This is a genomic window from Paraburkholderia sp. JHI869, from assembly GCF_038900775.1.
GTDB lineage: Bacteria > Pseudomonadota > Gammaproteobacteria > Burkholderiales > Burkholderiaceae > Paraburkholderia.
Map to the genome: position 1 here is coordinate 38468 of NZ_JAYMSC010000005.1, position 17381 is coordinate 55848.

At 59.2% G+C, this 17381-nt stretch carries 20 protein-coding genes; 4 read left to right on the forward strand and 16 right to left on the reverse strand.

Annotated elements, in window-relative coordinates:
- Positions 1–8 precede the first annotated feature (8 nt).
- On the forward strand, positions 9–722 hold the full coding sequence (locus tag VSR72_RS11315; RefSeq protein ID WP_342952464.1) for a hypothetical protein: 714 nt from the start codon (positions 9–11) through the stop codon (positions 720–722).
- Positions 723–773: 51 nt separating this feature from the next.
- Here VSR72_RS11315 and VSR72_RS11320 read toward each other — a convergent pair whose 3' ends face one another.
- Positions 774–968: a hypothetical protein gene (locus VSR72_RS11320; protein WP_342952465.1), complete on the reverse strand. Its 195-nt coding sequence runs from the start codon at positions 966–968 to the stop codon at positions 774–776.
- A 427-nt stretch (positions 969–1395) separates the two neighbouring features.
- Between VSR72_RS11320 and VSR72_RS11325 the strand changes: the two genes are divergently transcribed.
- Positions 1396–1809, forward strand: a complete 414-nt coding sequence (locus VSR72_RS11325; RefSeq protein ID WP_342952466.1) for a hypothetical protein — start codon at positions 1396–1398, stop codon at positions 1807–1809.
- Positions 1810–2041: 232 nt separating this feature from the next.
- Here the strand turns inward: VSR72_RS11325 and VSR72_RS11330 are convergent, their stop codons facing one another.
- From VSR72_RS11330 to VSR72_RS11340, 3 genes are all read right to left on the reverse strand, one after another.
- On the reverse strand, positions 2042–2200 hold the full coding sequence (locus VSR72_RS11330; RefSeq protein ID WP_342952467.1) for a hypothetical protein: 159 nt from the start codon (positions 2198–2200) through the stop codon (positions 2042–2044).
- A 582-nt stretch (positions 2201–2782) separates the two neighbouring features.
- On the reverse strand, positions 2783–3052 hold the full coding sequence (locus VSR72_RS11335) for a type II toxin-antitoxin system RelE/ParE family toxin (protein WP_342952468.1): 270 nt from the start codon (positions 3050–3052) through the stop codon (positions 2783–2785).
- Entirely contained in the window at positions 3049–3528 is a 480-nt protein-coding gene (locus tag VSR72_RS11340; protein WP_342952469.1) for a hypothetical protein, read from the reverse strand. The genes VSR72_RS11335 and VSR72_RS11340 overlap by 4 nt, the downstream gene beginning before the upstream one ends.
- A 975-nt stretch (positions 3529–4503) precedes the next feature.
- Between VSR72_RS11340 and VSR72_RS11345 the strand changes: the two genes are divergently transcribed.
- Entirely contained in the window at positions 4504–4731 is a 228-nt protein-coding gene (locus VSR72_RS11345) for a hypothetical protein (protein ID WP_342952470.1), read from the forward strand.
- A 310-nt stretch (positions 4732–5041) separates the two neighbouring features.
- Here the strand turns inward: VSR72_RS11345 and VSR72_RS11350 are convergent, their stop codons facing one another.
- From VSR72_RS11350 to VSR72_RS11365, 4 genes are all read right to left on the reverse strand, one after another.
- A complete protein-coding gene (locus VSR72_RS11350) occupies positions 5042–5713 on the reverse strand; it encodes a hypothetical protein (protein ID WP_342952471.1) in 672 nt (223 codons plus the stop codon).
- Positions 5714–5802: 89 nt separating this feature from the next.
- Positions 5803–6666: a hypothetical protein gene (locus VSR72_RS11355; RefSeq protein ID WP_342952472.1), complete on the reverse strand. Its 864-nt coding sequence runs from the start codon at positions 6664–6666 to the stop codon at positions 5803–5805.
- A gap of 64 nt (positions 6667–6730) precedes the next feature.
- A complete protein-coding gene (locus VSR72_RS11360; RefSeq protein WP_342952473.1) occupies positions 6731–8521 on the reverse strand; it encodes a hypothetical protein in 1791 nt (596 codons plus the stop codon).
- Between the two features lie 6 nt (positions 8522–8527).
- Positions 8528–10282, reverse strand: a complete 1755-nt coding sequence (locus VSR72_RS11365) for an OmpA family protein (protein WP_342952474.1) — start codon at positions 10280–10282, stop codon at positions 8528–8530.
- A gap of 970 nt (positions 10283–11252) precedes the next feature.
- On the opposite strand from VSR72_RS11365, the gene VSR72_RS11370 reads away from it, so the two are divergent.
- A complete protein-coding gene (locus VSR72_RS11370; protein WP_342952475.1) occupies positions 11253–12083 on the forward strand; it encodes a CAP domain-containing protein in 831 nt (276 codons plus the stop codon).
- Positions 12084–12185: 102 nt separating this feature from the next.
- Here the strand turns inward: VSR72_RS11370 and VSR72_RS11375 are convergent, their stop codons facing one another.
- The 8 genes from VSR72_RS11375 to VSR72_RS11410 form a co-directional block, all read right to left on the reverse strand.
- Positions 12186–12446, reverse strand: a complete 261-nt coding sequence (locus VSR72_RS11375; RefSeq protein WP_342952476.1) for a hypothetical protein — start codon at positions 12444–12446, stop codon at positions 12186–12188.
- 28 nt (positions 12447–12474) lie between these two features.
- Positions 12475–12972, reverse strand: a complete 498-nt coding sequence (locus VSR72_RS11380; RefSeq protein WP_342952477.1) for a DUF2726 domain-containing protein — start codon at positions 12970–12972, stop codon at positions 12475–12477.
- A gap of 280 nt (positions 12973–13252) precedes the next feature.
- Entirely contained in the window at positions 13253–14023 is a 771-nt protein-coding gene (locus VSR72_RS11385; protein WP_342952478.1) for a TraB/GumN family protein, read from the reverse strand.
- A 196-nt stretch (positions 14024–14219) separates the two neighbouring features.
- The gene (locus VSR72_RS11390; RefSeq protein WP_342952479.1) at positions 14220–14789 is read right to left on the reverse strand and encodes a hypothetical protein; all 570 of its coding nucleotides are present in this window, start codon (positions 14787–14789) and stop codon (positions 14220–14222) included.
- Between the two features lie 270 nt (positions 14790–15059).
- The gene (locus VSR72_RS11395; RefSeq protein WP_342952480.1) at positions 15060–15317 is read right to left on the reverse strand and encodes a hypothetical protein; all 258 of its coding nucleotides are present in this window, start codon (positions 15315–15317) and stop codon (positions 15060–15062) included.
- Positions 15318–15359: 42 nt separating this feature from the next.
- Positions 15360–15764: a hypothetical protein gene (locus VSR72_RS11400; protein WP_342952481.1), complete on the reverse strand. Its 405-nt coding sequence runs from the start codon at positions 15762–15764 to the stop codon at positions 15360–15362.
- Between the two features lie 102 nt (positions 15765–15866).
- On the reverse strand, positions 15867–16217 hold the full coding sequence (locus VSR72_RS11405) for a hypothetical protein (RefSeq protein ID WP_342952482.1): 351 nt from the start codon (positions 16215–16217) through the stop codon (positions 15867–15869).
- 753 nt (positions 16218–16970) lie between these two features.
- Positions 16971–17279 (reverse strand): hypothetical protein, encoded by a 309-nt coding sequence (locus VSR72_RS11410; RefSeq protein ID WP_342952483.1) that lies wholly within the window; start codon positions 17277–17279, stop codon positions 16971–16973.
- Positions 17280–17381: the final 102 nt, after the last annotated feature.

Genomic DNA, 17381 nt, shown 5'->3' on the forward strand with positions numbered 1-17381 from the left:
GGTTCAATATGCGGAAAGTAAGCATTGCTGATTTCGCCGGTGGGCTTGCACTTGCTTCGATATCGCTGACGTTCGCAGCGTGGGCGTTCAAGGTTCTCGTTGAGACTGGCAACAGAGATGCGTGGAGCTGGAGCGCGATTGAGTCCACGGGCACATGGTTCGCCGGCTTTGGCACCTTGGCGGCGGTTCTTGTTTCCTTGTACCTGGCTCGGCGCTCCGACCGGAGAGCGGCTGGCGAGGACTATCTACGGGGCCGAATGACCGCGCTCCGTTACAATCGCAAGCTTATGGAGGTCAAGTCTGATCTGGTCTTCCTCAAGACGTGGGCCGAGTCCAAGGCTCAAGGCCCGCGGCTCATCGTTGATACGAAGCTAGATAGCGCAGTGCTAAAACGCCTGTCGGCGTTGGAACTGGATGTAGCACTCGATGACCTAGTACGGCTCGCGCCAATCGAGGAGCATTTCGCTGAACGACTGCACCTAGTTTCCATGCAACTGAAAGTATGCAACGGCAGCGCCGAGCCCCTCGAAAGTATTATTGCCTTCCTCGACGACCCGGATCAAGGAATCGGAATAGGCCCTGACAGCCAACGTTTGAACTATCTCGAACACCTATTGAGCCAGTTGGTGTCCCACACCGACGTGGCGTTGGGCCTACTTGATCCCCTCCTCAATACATGTGGCAAATTCGCCTTCTCGATTAAGCAGATGCCCCGCGCCTAAAGTGGCACCACCCGCCCAACTGAAAACCCCGCGCGCGGCGAGCTTGGTCTACTACTTTGTGGCGTCGTCTGCGTTCGGATAGCTCGACGGGAACAGGAATCCCACCGTCACGAGGCACACGCTGTCATCTTCGGCGTTGCAATCAACGTCCTGCCCAAGCTCCTTGGCGTACGCCTGAGCGAAGAAAATTTCACACAGCGCGGCCAGCACCAGTACCAGTACCAGTAGCAGCCATACGAGTCGCACGTCGTTCCACGATTTCGTTATTTGGAAGGGGCGCGATTCTAGGCGGCCTTTGTGACAGTTCTGCGTCCACTGAACCGCCGCTCTGCGCTCTCGGGCGCCCCAAGCTCACCAGTCTCGCGCCTACGCACGCACATGGCCGACTAGTGGCGCATCGTGATTGGCACGGCGCCGAGCCGGATTGTAAGTTCGCGCTTGCCCTTCGCTATGTCGAAGTGCTTGCCGTGCGCGCCGCGCTACTGAAGCCACGAGTGGCGCATGCCGATCTTGTCGCCCCATTGAGAGAAGCTCCTCGGTCGTGTCGGCGATCAAGTGCGAGCACTTCGTGAGCCGGCCGCTTAGCGTCTTGTACTCGCCGACGAATACTGGTACATGGCATCGACATAGACCATCATGCTACGATTCCTCCACAATTCGAACGGGGGACAGGATGAGCCGACGCCCTGACAACGGCGAGCAGTTCTGGCATGACCACATGCTTGCGCGCCGCGCGGAACTGAACGACTTTGCAACGCAAAGCGCTAAGGCTGCCAGCATCCTTAACGGCGGTGGTGCAGTCGCAATGCTCGGGTTGCTCCAAGCCCTCGTGCTAAAAGTGGATCAATTTCACGCCTTTAGACCCTTCGGTTTGATCGCGCTCGGAATATTCATTGCGGGCGCTGTCGCGTCCGGCTTGATGTTTGTCGCTCGATGGGTGCATGCCGGCTGGCTCGGCCGTGAGGGGCGCTTCGCCGAGAGGCGAGCCACTCAATGGATGTGGGTTATCTTCTGGTTGATGTGGACGCCGCACTTCACTTTCATCATCGGTTGCTGTGCTGCAGGCTTCGGTATTTGGCGGATCTGACCTCAACTCCCTGAATCAATTCTCTGCGGGCATGGGCGAAAAGCCCGCGCGTGGCGGGCTCGCTCTTACGTTGCGCGGTTGGCGTGGTGTCCGGTCGCGCGGTCGCGGTAGTGTTCGGTGGTTGCGTCGGGCTGGTCAGCCATCTAGCCGAGCGCATCGTTGAACTGGCGTTCTGCGGCCTCTTGCGTGGTCAGCGGGCGAACCTCAATCACCCATTCGCTCATGCGCGACTTCACTTACTCGCCCTCGCCTTGGCCTTGTTGCGTGCTTTGCGGGCCATGCGCTTGCCGTGCGCGACGCTGTAGCCGCGCTTGCGAGCCTTCAGCGGGCGATTGCGCAGCGGGATGCCGTTCTCGTCGTAGTAGCCGCCACTCGGCCTGAGTGTCAGCACAGCGACGCTGCATATACGCGAGACGTCAAGCTGTTCGCGACGCGAATCTTGGCACTACAGATCTCATGTCACCACGCCGCAATGGTTACCCATACAGACTAGCCGCGACCGACCGCTTGCCCACAACACCCACTATCCCGCTGCTTGCTTGCGCCGCATTTTTGTCGGGCGCTGCCGTCGACGCGCCGGTTTTTATACGCGGAACCTTCTCGTTCGGTGTGTTTAAGAAGGAGACAAAGACGCGCCAGCGGGCCGTCGGCCGGTACGGGTAGCTGCCTCGCCTGCGGCGTAACGCCCAAGTAGCGGCAGTGGTGCCGCCGACTGCGGCTGGAACCGCTTGGCGGTGCTTGCAGCGACTTATTCTGCCCGCACGGTTGCCCGTCGGGTGTCGCAGCGTTTCGGTCGGGTCGACTTTCCGTAGGGGCATCCGACTATGGTGGCCGAAAAGCCCATCGGCGGCGCAATCTGTCTGTTGTCGTATCGGCGGTGATGAGTAGAGCTAGTTCACGCGGGCCCTCTCTGGGGGGCCCGCTTGCTGTCGCGCGCATCAGGATTCGCCGGAACGACGGCGAAGGTCACAGCCTAGCGGCGTTGCCGCGCGTGGCGAACACGAAGGATCTGCACCCGTTCGCCGGCAATGCGGTACACGACAATATAGTTAGGCATCACGACCATTTCACGGGTCCCCCTGACACGGCCCGTCCGGTAGCGGGTCGGGTACGTCGCGAGCATGGTGGTCTTTTCACGGATGGACTGTCCGAGCGCGACGGCGGCGGCCGGACTGTCCTCACTCACGTAATCGATGATCGACAGCAGCTGTTCCACTGCACGCGGCAGCCACTCGACGATCATGCGCGGCCCTTGCGCGCGGCCTTCTTCGCGGTCGCGGCAAGCTTCGCATCGAGCTGCGCCATCACCTCATCGTGCGGGACAAACGGCGTGCCGGGGCGGTCGGCCTCGGTAACCGCCTGCAGCACGTCGGCCTCGAACTCGGCCGCGTCGTCGGCCAGCTGGTTGCGCCGCCTCATGTGCGCGCTCTGGTCCGGCCGCGTCCAGGCCGGGGCCTTCGGGGCGCGCGTGTCCCACTCCTCGAGCGCGAAACGGCCGGTCGCCACGCCGAGTTCGCGCACGACCTTCAGGGCCTGGCCTGGATCGCGGAACTCGCGCCGTTCGCGGCCGTTCGAGGTCACGAGTTCGGCCACGCCCGATTCGCGTGTTTCGAGCTCGATATAGAAAGCGCCCTTCTCGGCGCGCAGGATCGCGGACAGGACACCACCGGCCTTGACGGCGGCGCTGGCCTGGGCGACATCAAAATAAACACGTCGCATGATGGATGACTCCGTAATGAGCCCGGGGCGCCACGCGCGCACGATGGCCTCGAACTGCGCGCCTTAGCCCAGCGTATCGGGATAGGTGCGCACACGCGAGGCGGAACACCACGCGCATGTCGTCGATGATCGTGTCATCCACGCCCCAGGCCGTAGCTGCCGCACAGGCCCGCGTTGCGCCGGGCGGACGCATCGCAGACTCCGTGTCGGGACAGCGGGAAAGGTCACGCCTTATTATACCCGCTTCCACGAAATATGGTATTTCGTGGTTTTGCCCTGACAACCCGAGTGTCAGTGCGGCGCCAGGCCTTGCCTGGCAAGGTGGGCGGCCGGGATCTGACATAACACCCGTTGTCCGCCGGTTCGCACCCAGGTCTGGTGTCGAACCCGGGCCCTTCGTGTCTTCGGCGCCGCGGCATCCCGTCCGTCTTCCGTGCCAGGTTATCCCGGCGATGATGCGTGAATGCGACCCCGTTTTAATCGGGGACCCGTGTCGCAGTTCCCGTCGACGAAGGGAAAGCCATCCCTCTCCACACCAGTCTGTGGCCAGGCCAGAATGGCGGCCCGTCAGGATGCGGCACATACCTTGCACTGGTCAGCCCGGTTCCTGAAGCCACCAGGGATCCCGCTGCCTGTTCGCGGTGCTTCGACTGGTGCGCCGGGTTGGTCCCGCGACTGCAGAACGCGTCCCGTTTCGATGCCAGGGTGCCGTTTCGGAGAAAGCCGTACGAGAGCCGCGAGAATCCCCACGTACGGTGTGGGCGGCGGCTCGCGCCGGTCTGGTGGGAGATTCCATCGGCCCCCGTATGCCTCCCGGCGCTTTGCCCGGTACAGGTGCAGATGGCTCGATCCCTGCGCTAGTATGGACGGGTAACAAGGAGGATCGAAGACAACATCGGCCTGGTGCTGTCATCAACTCCCCGCTTTGCCTTGCTGTCCAGCCGCTGGCATTGCCGCGTTCCGACGGAGGTCGAAATGAACGAACAATCCGTGCTCGGTATCATCCATGCGCAGGAACTACTGATGGTGTCCCTCATTCGCATACTTCCACCCGACGAGCGGCGCAAGGTTTTCGACGAGTTCCATGGCCAGGTCGAACTGGCCGAAGCGCCGCATCTGAGCGACGGCCATAACCGCGACATGACCGAAGCGTTCAGGGCGCACATCCGCAAGCTGTCGATCTTGCTGGCATCGTTGAGTTGATCGGGCGGAGGTTCGCGCCGCCGGACTTACCGGGCGCGGGCGGGAGAGCAGAGGGCAAGCTTGTGCGCGGCGATCATGAATGCGTCGGCGGTCTCCACCGTATCAAGGACGACGGCTTTTCGCCACTCGCGGGCACGCGACAATAGTCCGTCACATGGCCGCTGCAGATCCGAAATCAGCCGGTCAATCCTAGCCGCGCTCGCCATCTCAGCAAATTGGCGAAAGATTCGTCACTCTCCGCCAAAGTGGCGAGGCTGATCGCGTTATCGTTTCCCCTTGCTTCGCGCACGGAATGACGACGCTCGGCCGCCTACTTAACCCGGGGCAGTACGATTTCCACCGGAAAACCGGGGGTGAATGCGACGATCGCGTCGTGGATCCTGTCGTAACGTATCTCCAGCATTCCGGCAGAACCCTTCATTACGAGAATTCCGTGCTCGTAGCGGAAAAACATCCTGCTCGACATGTCGCCGGTATTCGTGACAACAAAATCGTAGCCACTGCGAGCGATAATTGTCGAGTCGATATCGCCCTTAACCTTCCACGATCCGACGAACTCGTCCCCAGTCCTTTTGCCGCAGGCAACCAAAAGCGATGATGCGCTGATGGCTAGGAGTGCCACTACGGCGATGGTCTTCAATCCTTTTTTCACGTTCTTCGAACGCGGCCGCTCGATGGCACTGCCGCTTTCCTGCGTTGATTTCCGCTGCATCAAGCGACTGCTGCATCTCGTCCGTTGTTGGTGAGGTGGCGAGCAGCCCACACCCTCGATCCGCTGATTGGGCTCAGCCCTCAATTCCGGGCGCTTGAGCATAGGATCGCCGGGCTGCAGACAATAGAACTCGATTTCTGCCTCGCCGCAACCTCCATGCAGCGCGCATTCACTTGATTGCTCACGCTGGAGCAGTATCTCTCTGATTTCCGCGTCGGCAGAAAGCCACGCCAGACTGGAGGTGATGCACGACACCATCGGCGACAGCACTCTGCCGTCCTTTTGTAGCTCGCTCTTTATCCGTAGCGGTGTGGCGGAAACACTGCGCAACCCCGCGGATTCGCGCTCGATTGCCCTCCTCAGTATGAGACGGGCGTGACGAGGGTCGGCGCGCCAAACTCGACGAGATGCGCATTAGACGACTCAAAATAGCCCTGCCAGAACGCCCGCAAATCGTGAATCGTCTTCGAATCGCGATAGCCGTCGCGCTGCGCCTGCGTACCTCTGGTCGCGGGCGGCATGACCGCGCCTCCAAGCACGTAAGCCTTCGCACCACCGAGATCGGCGAACATGCCATTCGCGCGTGCCTTCGCTAGTTCCGCAGCCGGATTGATGTCGCGCACACCGTTATGTGCGTAAAACGACGTGATGCGCGAGTTCTCCAGACCATCGGTCACGACGAACAGCACCTTGTCAGGCGCGGCGTCGTTACGCACCGCCTGGCCGAGTTCATCGAGCGCAGCCATGATTTCGGAAGCGTTGAGCGTCGAGGTCGATTCGCCCATCGCCTGCTGGGCCGTGGTCGCGGCCATCTTGCGCGCGAATGCGAGTTGCTGGCCGAAGCACGCCTTAATCTGCGGTGCCTTCGTGATCGGCAGTGCGTTGTACGCATCGTCGGGCAACGGTCGTTCGACGTAGCCCGTGTGGAGCACCTTGAGGTAATGCGCCTGGGCAAACGCGGAAAACTCGGCAAGTACGAACTTCGCACCCGGCTGGATCATGCGATCCATGTTGTCGAGCACCGACTGCTGAAGCGACGGATCGAGCAGCACAGTCTGATCGATGAGGACGTACACCACGCGCGCCGGCTGCTGCGGCGCGGTCGTGAGATGGAAGGCGCCATAGCAGCTCGGCACGTCGTTGACGAGTCCTGCATGCGCCACAGTGGAAAGGTGGAGCGCGGCGAGCACCGCAGCCTTGCTCAATGTCTTGAGAATCTTCATTTGCAGTAGGTGTCGGTATGCTGCTGCGCCAGCGAAAGGCGCAACAGCGAACGTCGGGAGGAGATCAGTCGTCCAGCAAGTCGCTGAACTTCTCGGCCGATTTCGCGAGACGTTTTCGGCGCTTGATTTCGTCGCTCAGCTTCGAGAAGTCGTCGCCAGACAGCAGTTCCGCGTGTTTCTCGAGGAAATCGCCCTTGGCAAGGTTGTCGGGCAATGTCGCGAACGCCTGTGCGAGCGCATCGATGTCGGCCTCAACCGGCACAGGCGGCGTGGGTCGCACGCGTACCGCCTCGATTGCCGTATGTGCCTCCTGCCACGCGGCCTGCTCCCCGGCTTGCACGGGTATTTGCGTTTCGACTTGCGTCGTTGCCTGCGCCAGCGTCTGTACGAGCGGGCGCGTTGCGACCGGCTTGCTGCGGATGCCGTCGGTACGCAGAATTGCGGCCTGATACGACTTGATCACCTGGTCCTGCTCGTTCGACGAGAAGTTATGGTTCTTCAGTGCGAGTTCATAGCGCAGCGCACGCTCGTCTTCGCTCTTGCCCGTCGCCACGTCAGCGGCAACCCTGTCGATCACGCTGGTGCGCGCCTGCTCTTCGCGCCGCTCGCCTCGCTTGAGGAACGACTCGAACGTCAGCGTACCCGTGCGATGATTGCGCGTCTTGCGCGCTTCACGCAGCTGTGTGAGGAAACTCTCGGCGCGCGCAATCTTTGGTTGCAGAAAGCGCGCGCGGAACGTCTCGAACGAAGGCTGGTTGCGCGTGAAGTCGTAGGCCGCCTCGCCCTGGCCGCTGAAGGTCGATTTGAACGCGACGATGAAGGCCGTGAACTGCGTGACAAGATAGATCAGCGCGAGCATCAGCGAGGCCGCGATGCCCTGCGCCTTGTAGTTACCACCCAGGCTTTCGGCTACGTCCTTGCGGCTCGCCTGCTGCGCTTGCGCGACGCCTGGTGGCAGCGCCGACGACGTGCCCGCTGAATCAAACGGACTCGCATCACCCGCGCTCTCAACGCCATTCGTCTCCATCGAGACGATCTGGCGGGTGGTTTCTCTCTCAACGCCATTCACGCGGATTACGTAGATCGTCACCATAATCGCGAGGATGATTGCACCCGAGACAGCCAGTAGGATCGGGCCCTTGACGCCCGGATCGTCCACGCGGTTTGCAAAGCGCCGCGGCAGCGGATTCTGACGCACAGTGTTCGTATTCGGGTCGATGTAGTAAGCGTCCTGGTCCTGGTCGTCGCCGAGATCGATGCGCACTTCGAGGCCCTCCGAACCATGGCGCTTGCGAAAGTGTGAGAACTTCGCCATTTCCGCGCCGGTCGTATGCGTAAGCAGCGCGAGCACGATCGCGACCGCGAGCGCAAGCACACCCGCCGCAAGGTTTGCTTGGGAAGGCGTGATTTCCGAGGACATCCACGGCGCGAGCACATAGCCCGTTCCCACGGATTCCGCGAGAATCAGCACGAACAGGCCCACGCGAGCCATCGTCGAAGGCTGATGAATATCGGTTTGCTGCGTGATCTTCAGATAGTTCTTCGCGCGGTTGAACTGACCCGCCGTCACTTCCGCGTTGCTCGACCCCGAGATGACCGACCTGAAGGTCGTGCACAGCGTGAGCTCGGCCGGCACGAGGCCGTCGGTCACCGTCGAGTCGCCGCTCTCTTTAGTGAGACGCTGGAATTCGGCACGATGGTCGTTTCCGAACGCCCACCAGCGCTTGTATGCGAAGGCGGTGAAACGGAAGGTGTCGGCGCGAAGCCAGAAGAAAAAGGCCCCCAGAATCGTTGCCACCGTCACGGAGACGAGGAACGGCAGCGAAGACAACGCTGAGATGATGGCATGTTGCACGATGGCTTATCCCTTCGATGAGAAATTGACGACTGCCTTGTATTCCGCGTCGTTCCACGGATAGACAACGAGACCACTGCCCGCGGCCGACTTCGTGGGCACGCGCAGATCAACACATCGCGCCGAGCCGTGCAGGAAGACACGATAAAGAGTCGCGTCGGCGCCGCGGTAAACGTTCACCGGAGCGTCGCTGAAACGAGCAACGGGAATGGCCGCATAGCCGCTGCCCTCGCGGTGATAGATCTCCGCGGTGACGGGCGGCACAGGCGCGGCGGCGTCGCTTGGCACATAGACCCGCAGAAGTGCGACTGCAGCATCGCCCTGGCTGCCAAACCACGGCTGGCCGTACAAGCCGGGCAGCGAATCCTCCACCTTGAGTGGCTGGTTGGTGGCGAGCGAGCGGATCGGCGTACTTGCGTGCGGGTGGTCCAGCAGACACGAGCCGATGATGACTGGCGTGTCGGCGTGGGCAGCCGTGATGAAACTCAGCATTGAAGACTTGTCCTGGGCAGCACCCAGATTGACCTGATAGCCCGTCTTGCCGAGCGGCTTGCCGTCAAAGCCGAAGCCACCTGGTCCGCCCGCGGCATTAGCTGCGCGCGCAGTTGCAGATGCGTCGGCTTGTGCGCTCGCCGAGCTCGACGCGGCGCTCTTCACGGCGCCCGACATGGTGTCCGCCGACGGTGCTTCTCCACGTGCGACTTTCTTGCGCGTGGCCTTACGCGTCGGCGACGCGGTTTGCGCCGGCGTCAGTGCGGGCACCGCTGCCAAAGCGGGAGCTGGCAAGCTCGCGCCGGAAGGCGCGGCGTCGCTCGTGTGCAGATCGTCCTGGTCTGCCGCTCCTGCGCCCGCCTGATGCGCAACCGCGAAGTTCGCGGGATTCGCGGAGCGATTGCTCGCATAGGCCTTGAGGGCATCAAGACTCGGCACGTCGACGACCTCGACGCGGTTGTTGTCGCTGCGGCCCTGCGCCGTGCCGTTCGGTGCGATCGGCAACGAGTCGCCCGCGCCCTGGTACGCAATATTGGAGGCTGGCACGCCATGCTGACGGAACACCTCCGCAACCGCCCTCGCTCGCGCTTCTGAAAGACGGGCGAGGTCGGCGCCCGGCACGTTGTCGCGCTCATCGCTATGGCCAACGACCAGCAGCTGGCGCTGTGCCGCCGCTTTTTGACTTACGTTCTGCGCGACCAAATTCTGTTGCGCGTTCTGACCACTGCGCGTTTGCGCGTCCAGCGACGTCGCGACCGTCTTCGGGTTGAATTGGTCGGCCACCTTGCCAAAATACTCTTTCGCACGCGGTGTAAGCGTTGCGGTACATGGCAGGAACTCGTCATCGACACCGCCCATCTGAACGTCGAGCCCCACGACGTCGCCTTCGCCATTCGCTGCGTTGATGCTCGCAGCTTTGATCGGCGCGCTCGCGAGCTTCATCTGATACTGCTGCGCAATGTGGTAGAGATTGCAGCGGCGCTCGTCCATCGCGTGTCCGATCATCATGCCAACGATCGCGCCGATGCCGCTTCCCGCCACCGTTGCCGCAACGTTCTTGCCAAGATAGTGGCCGATTACGGCACCTGCGCCCGCCCCAACGAATGCCGCAATGTTACGGTCATTGTTCGAACATGGATCGGGATTGTCGAAGACGCTCTTGAGTTCTGTCTTTACGGCCGGAGAAAATTCGGGCTGTCCCGTTTGCGGATTGACTGCGCAACCTGCTATCGCGGTTGCCGATACGCCGACTAATATGCATCGTTTCATGCGGTATTCGTTCTCTTTTCACTGTGGCCCGCGATCGTGTCGCACGCATCCTCAAACGGTTGCGGTCAATATGCTCATCCGAGCGCGATAGTATCGCTCTTCATATATCGGTATCACGCGTGCAATCTTGAGTGCTGAATGTGTTCAGTCAGCACATGAATGGTTGCCTGAGAACATCGCACGCACCTCACAATTGCCGCTGGATAACGGTTACGCGTGAACTGGCCGTCGGAAGACAGGCTCGCCGGTTACGGCGATGATCGTGCCTTTACGACGGGCGACATAGCGCCATCCCTTCCGGTCGATCGTCAGCGATTTATGCAAATTGAATGAATTTCACTTCTCACCCCAGGTCCGAATTTATCGATTTTTGATTGGCGCAAACTTTAGCAGGAAAGCGCTGACAATAGCGCGCGTCAATCCGACCGCCGAATGAATTCACACACTAAGAGGCACGCGAAAGTTTCGCGAACTGATTTACTCACGAACATGAAGAACTCAGGCAGGGTAGTTGCCCATCGAATTCAATGCGCGTTCAAAGACACGCTGAATGGCGGTTTTCGGCAAAGTAAAACGTTTGCGCATTCATCCAAACGTGTGCTTTTCAAAAGTACGCACACTTGGCTCGACAGCTTGCATCTCACGTGCGGCCTATGAACGTTGAATAGTCTACTAAACACGCGAACGGCCTCGCCTTTTTGCGTTCGTCGCCTACATTGCCCCCACTTTCTCTAAACCTGAAACCACTTTTGCCGATAAGCAGATCGAACATACCAACAACGAATCGATCCTCGCGATGTCTCTCCGAACACTCGCGGCTACCGCGCTCGCAGCCGCCTTTGCCCTTCTCACCGCATGCGCGACCAAACCGGTCGTAACGCAAGTTCCCGAGTCGCCCTACACGGGCCCTCGCATTACCCTTCACACGGCACCAGGAGCAGCCGCCCTCGCCATCCGGCCCGCTGATCCGGTGCCCACGGCGATCAGCTATCTGAACGCGCGACGCGCGGAACTCGGTCTGAGCGCAATCGCCGCAGACCCGCTCGTGGCTAAAGCCGCTGCTGCACACGCGCACTACCTGGAGGTAAATCGCGCAAGCAGCCACGACGAGAGCGAGGCGCTCTCCGGATTCTCGGGCACAGACGTGACGACGCGGGTGCGTCAGTACACTGAGACTACAGGCGCGAGTGAGGTGTTCGCCGTCTACGGAGGCCAACGGGCTCCGGCTCTTCCGATCGAGGAGATATTCGATTCGCCGTATCACCGGGGCGCCATGCTCTACGACTGGGCGCGCGCCGGTGAAGCCGTTGCGCTGGGCGATAGCCAAATCACTGTAGTGGACTTTGCGGACCCCAAGCCCGCGATCGGTGATACCGAGCTCGTGGTCTATCCCTATGACGGGCAGAAGAACGCCCCCCTCTCCTGGCAGAACATCGAGCAGCCCGATCCGATGGGACCCAATTCACGCTACCGGGGCGCTCTGCTCGGCTATCCCCTGACCGTGTCCGGAGGCACCAACGCACATATCCTGCTTGAGAAGTTCGAGCTTCGTGACGGGCGAGGAAAGCCCGTGAGCTGCCAGATAGCACCGCTCACAAGCGCGGACACTGGACGGAACACGGCGGTTTGCACGCCGTTCTCGCCTTTGCGTCCGGGCACGACTTACACCGCACACGCGACCGGGCGACTTACGCAGCAATTCGGGGTCGCCAATGCGCCCTTCGATGTCCGATGGTCATTCGCGACGATAGCAGCGCGCATTCAGGTGGACAACGTTGTCGCACAAGCCGCAAATCGGTAACCCGCATAGACCTCCGTCGACAAGGGTGCACGCGAAGTTCGGTGCCTACTTCGGACAATGTCTTGCGGGAAAACATTGAAGGCAGGAAATGCGGGTGTTTTCCTAGCAGTCGCATGCAGGATAGGCGAAGTCTGCTTCGGGCGTGAACTCGTACCGCGTCGTGTCGCCCTCGAACAGAACATATCCTTCGATGTTTTTCTCGCGGAAGGGTTGCACGCTGCGTCGAGCGCTCGCGACCGCGAAGTCTTTGATCGCCCTCGCATCCACCACACGTCCGCCGGTCGATACCCCATCGCTTTCAATCAAAAGGACCATGTCCTGCGCTGACCCACGCTTTCTCCCCCAAATCTGAATCATCATCATGTCTTCCTGTCTGTTTGCGATCCGACTGCTAGTCCAGCGCGGTGAACGAATCACCTGTCCTGGGAGCGGCCGAGGGCGGCAGTATCGCCGCACGAATCTCAGCGACCGACGGACGGTTGCTCGACAGGAAACGGATGGTACGGATACCCGCCGAGCGCGTCATCGCGTCGCGCTTCGCATCACGTCCGGCATCATGGGTTCGGTCGTCGAGCTCGACGAGGACGACGAGCTGCAAACGGTCAGTGCAGATCACAAAATCGACGCGCTTGCGTGCGATCTTGTTAAAGGCTGCATGTCTCGACCTTGCGTAACCATTTGGCGCAATGATAGCGCTCATGGCGACCTGCGGGAACACGTAGTGTTCCGGCAGCGCCGCGCGTAGCCGTCCAAAAAACTCCGCCTCATTCGGCGTGAGTATCGCGCACTGCCTGTAGGAGAAATCCCCCATTCGGGTCCGGCGACGCGCAATTGCGACGGCGACGAGCACTATGATCGCAAACAGAACGAAGAGGGTCATTTCGTCCATGTGCATTTGAACGTCCTCACGTCCGGGAGCGAGACTCAGGAGGCATGTGGCTGGGCTACTGCCGAAGGTCAGCGACTCCCTGCAAAAGATGAATATTTCGACACCGAAGCGACCTCGCCCAGTGTAAGTCCTCCGAGTCAGCGAAAGACAGCTTGTAGCTCGAACGCGATCCGATCGTGCAGTTTTCCAGTACCGCGCGTGCCGGCGAGTATCCCGCTGCTACTGGCTGTCATCGAAGCTGATACCAACGCCTAGGCAGACCGGACGGTTCGTTTCCCGATCACTCTGTCTCGACGAGAGTAAGTCCATATTCACGCAATAGAGTTGGAAGGCCTGTCTCGCCCAAAAGATGCAATGCGCCAGCAACCACAAGATTCCGCCCGGAACCTTTGGCCAGTTCCGCGATCTGTGGCGCCCAAGTTATATTGCGTTTCGTCAGTACATCATCAATCATCTGAGGCCACTCTTTCCTGCGTTGATCCAGGAGGCCTTCGAAATATTGCATATCATTACTTCGCCATGCCGAGATCATGTCGACTACCTCGGACAAGCCTGCATCAGCCTGGTTAGCAATATGGCTGAGAAATGAAATCTGTTCATTCGCCGGCGTTCCCGAAAGCAGACTTAGCTGATCATTCAATTTCTCAAGGTAACGAATCGATTTCCCGTCCTTCTCCGCCCGTTCGCGGAGGATAGTGTCAACGCCGAGCGTTACCTTATACCCATTACGGGCTGCCTCCAGAAATTGCAGACTTATCCCGACCACAATCGGTCGAAATTTCACCAAATTTTCCTCTGCAAGTCCGAGCCTGCTCCAGTGAGCACGAACACGGCAAAAGAGTTCCTTCGGAATGAGGCTGTCGAGCTGTATGCCGGGTGGCAGCATCAGTAGTGACGGATCTGGAGGCAACCTCTGGTCAGCCTCGAAAATCACCCGTGTAGATTCAGAAAAAGCACGCTCCACGGCGTCCGGGAGCTGCAGGATCGAAGTGTTTGATAGGTGGACCGAACCGAGGACGCAGGTGTTCGAGTCTTTAATTTTCCAGAGCATATTCTTGAAAAGATTCCGGATCAGGTCAGCCCTGCGCCAGCTTTGTGCGAGCGTCGGCAGCTAGCTCTGCGTCTGCGTGCCCGACTACCTTCGCAACTGGCGACCAACTGTTCGCCTGAATAGTACCTCACGTCAAGATAAGGCACATACAACGGCTCAACCGCCGGTATGTTTGCACGGTATATTCGTTTTCCAATCAATGGAAGTCGAAAAAGTCGGCCAGCAACAACCCATTGGGGTGTTGGCTCAGCGGATGCATTCCGTCGATCCACAACACCTCAACAGTATTCTTCCGCAGCCCGTCGATATCGTGACGTTGGAGTTGCGGACCGCGCTCTCCATCTTGGCGTGGGTCAATCACGGCAACCCGAATGCGCTCCGGATCGATCCGCGTGCGCAGGTGTTGGCAGACCGTCACGAGGTCAGGCATCGCGTTCGACGCGCGCGGTTGCATTGCACAAGCGACGTTGAAACGACGAAAACCGAGACGACCGGCGCGGCGCCGCGCGGACTCTAGTCTGGTGAGAAAATCGTCGAGTGTTTGCTTAGTTTCATGAGGTGAGGTCAGGCGCATGAAGAGGCATCGCTCACGGGAGAGCGCAACTAGCCGCATCCGCCTTTGAGAAGTCGCCGGCACGCTCCCCCTCGTTCCGAAGCGCGGGTCGACAAACATGCTGCGCAGTGTTGTGCTCTTTCCAGCATCGGAGTCGCCTACTACGATCAGCATACGCTCGAGTTGTGGCGAGTTATGGGGTTGTTTGTTCACTTGTTGTTTTCCGGTGTTCGAGTGTCGATTAGAGTCTGTAGAGGAGCGCGCCCACTTGACAGTAATGGCTCCACGCCTGAACGGCCTTCTCGTTCAATGCAGCGATACGCAACTGAAATTCGGTAATCTGCCCAGACGAAGGCGACCCACCCGCGTCCAAATCCTCGTGCCATGCCGTCGTAACCCCCACACTTCGGCGGGCGCCGCGCGGTAGTCATCGAGCGCGCTACGCAGATCTTCTTGTGTGAACAGTCCCATCACGTTTCCGCGTCAGTTCGACTTGAGGACCTGCGCACGCCACTGGTCGCGCGATAGTTTGCATCGCCTCAGTTCATCATCCGATGACCCCTTGTGTGTCTTCACATACTCGGAAAGGTACTTTTGTTTGTTGACCCCAGGTGGCACGAACACAAACGTCTCAGTGCCGTCACAATCGCTCGCGAGGTTACCTTGCGACCCAGCCGCATTCGATACGGCAGAAAGTGTACTGGCAATCACCAACGCCAGCATCAATCGAAACGTCTTCATGCAAGACGCCATTCTTATTTTCCTATGTCCCGAGTCGGAGCGTTACATCGTGTTCGGAATCAACGAGGAGACGGCAAAAAGCCCGCGCTTACCGACTACGACCTTGCAGTGCGTGAATCCCAAATCGATGAAAACATATAGCCTGTGTCGACCATCGACGATTTCGACACGACCGCGGTCAAAACTTAGGTATGGCGCTTCGATCGGCTCACCGTTCTGAATCAAAGGGAGCCAGTGATAGTACTTGCCCGGCTTAAACGTGCTGTCCGTGCGCTCTGCCTTTTCGAAGGCCCAAATGATGTCTCCCTTGAGCGCAAAACTTAGCCAGTTAAGGTTCACGTCGAGAACATGCGGGGCAACCGAAGTGTTTTCCTTGAAAGTGAACTTGTCGTACAAACGACGTGGTCTTCGCTCAGGGATGAAGTCTTCGATGGTGAATGTTTTCACGTGTTTTCCTATCTGACCGGGTTCGTGTTCGCTCACTAGGCCATCCTGCTACACGACCGTATAGTCCGTATTCTGGTCTAGCTCACTTTTTGTCCGATCCGGTCACGACTTGCAGAACTCGACGTGAGACGTTGCAACTGGCGATCGAACTACTGCACCGTCTGCCTCCCTTTTCAACTGCGCGACGTTAACATGACACAATCCGCCGACTAGCGAATAGTCAGCCTCATAGTCGATGCCGACGCGCGGAACGAATGTCAGATCAACCGAGCAAGTGTAGTTGTATCCCGCTCTGATCAAATACATCGAAAAAGGCTTTTCTGCGGGAATCGTAGCTTCCGCTACGGATATCGGCTTATAGGCTTCGCCTCCCGGCATCCCAATCGTGACGCCCTGCAACCCGTCGCGTGGAAGATGCTGACCAAGGATTGCGAACCATTGCCATTCGTTCATATGCTTCGTAACACACCCATTTTGGGCGTCGGGTAGGACTAAAACCTGAGTCTCTACAGTTTCCGCGGTGACGACGCGTATGCGGGCCATGTCGCCCGTTGACGGGGGCTGATACGTAAGGACGGAGCATGCGGTAGACGACAAAGCCAAGATTGCTGAAAAAATGTTTCGGCCCGTTCGGCTGACGACGTGGTTCATTGCTTCTTCCGTTTATATTGGTTGCTTGCTGCGCGGTTACCAAGGCGCACGGTTCCATGCTCGCCTTGGGGATTTTGTCCGCATCGACTTGAACGCGAGCAATAACCGCCGTTATATTTCCCGCCGTCTCGTCCCGCAGCGCGAGAACAACGGCACTGAAGATTGAAGGATCATCTCGCGTCAGCTTCGCATGAAAAACTCAGGCGTCTTTCGGAAATGTAATATTTCCCTCAAATTTCCGCCGTAGCGGGAACTCAACATCATGTGTTATCGGTCTTGGCCCATCAGACCTAACAAAATATCGCTCATGCTGCCACTTGCCACCGGCGTGGCACCTTGCATTAATTGCGATCTCAGACGGTCACGTCGGCGCAATTTGCCAAAATTGAAGCATCCGAAACGATATCTGCGCCAGGGCCTCCCCACGACTGCCGCCCGTGATTGGCTGGTTCAGCGGGTCATCCGGAATGCCGCACCCGTGCCCCGTCGAGTTATTCAGCGCCTCATTCTGCGTCGCCTATCCTGTAATGGGGATGGAATTTTCAACGATGAAAATCACTTTGCATTCCTCTTGCATACCGCAATACTTGCAGCATCAAACGTCATCCCGACCGCAACTCTCTGCGCATCCCGAGACACAAGCACCGATGCCAATGCACCTTGCTTGCAAAACCGAGAGCCATCAATCGCACGACCGGCTGGCACCCATTCCCGAGACAATAGAACATCCTTGTACTTTGTTGATAGGTCCTCTGGCTGCCCCCCTGCATCGACGGTGAGAAGCAAATACACACGTGAAAACGTCGTTTTGCTGTTGTTATCGTAGCTGATGACTCGGCCACCGGAGTTCATGATCTGCTCCATGTCGGTACGCATTACCGATAACGTACTGAATAGCTGTTCTTGCGTCGGATCTGAATTACAAGACCTAACAAAACTCACTACGACAAAGATAGCAGCCACTAT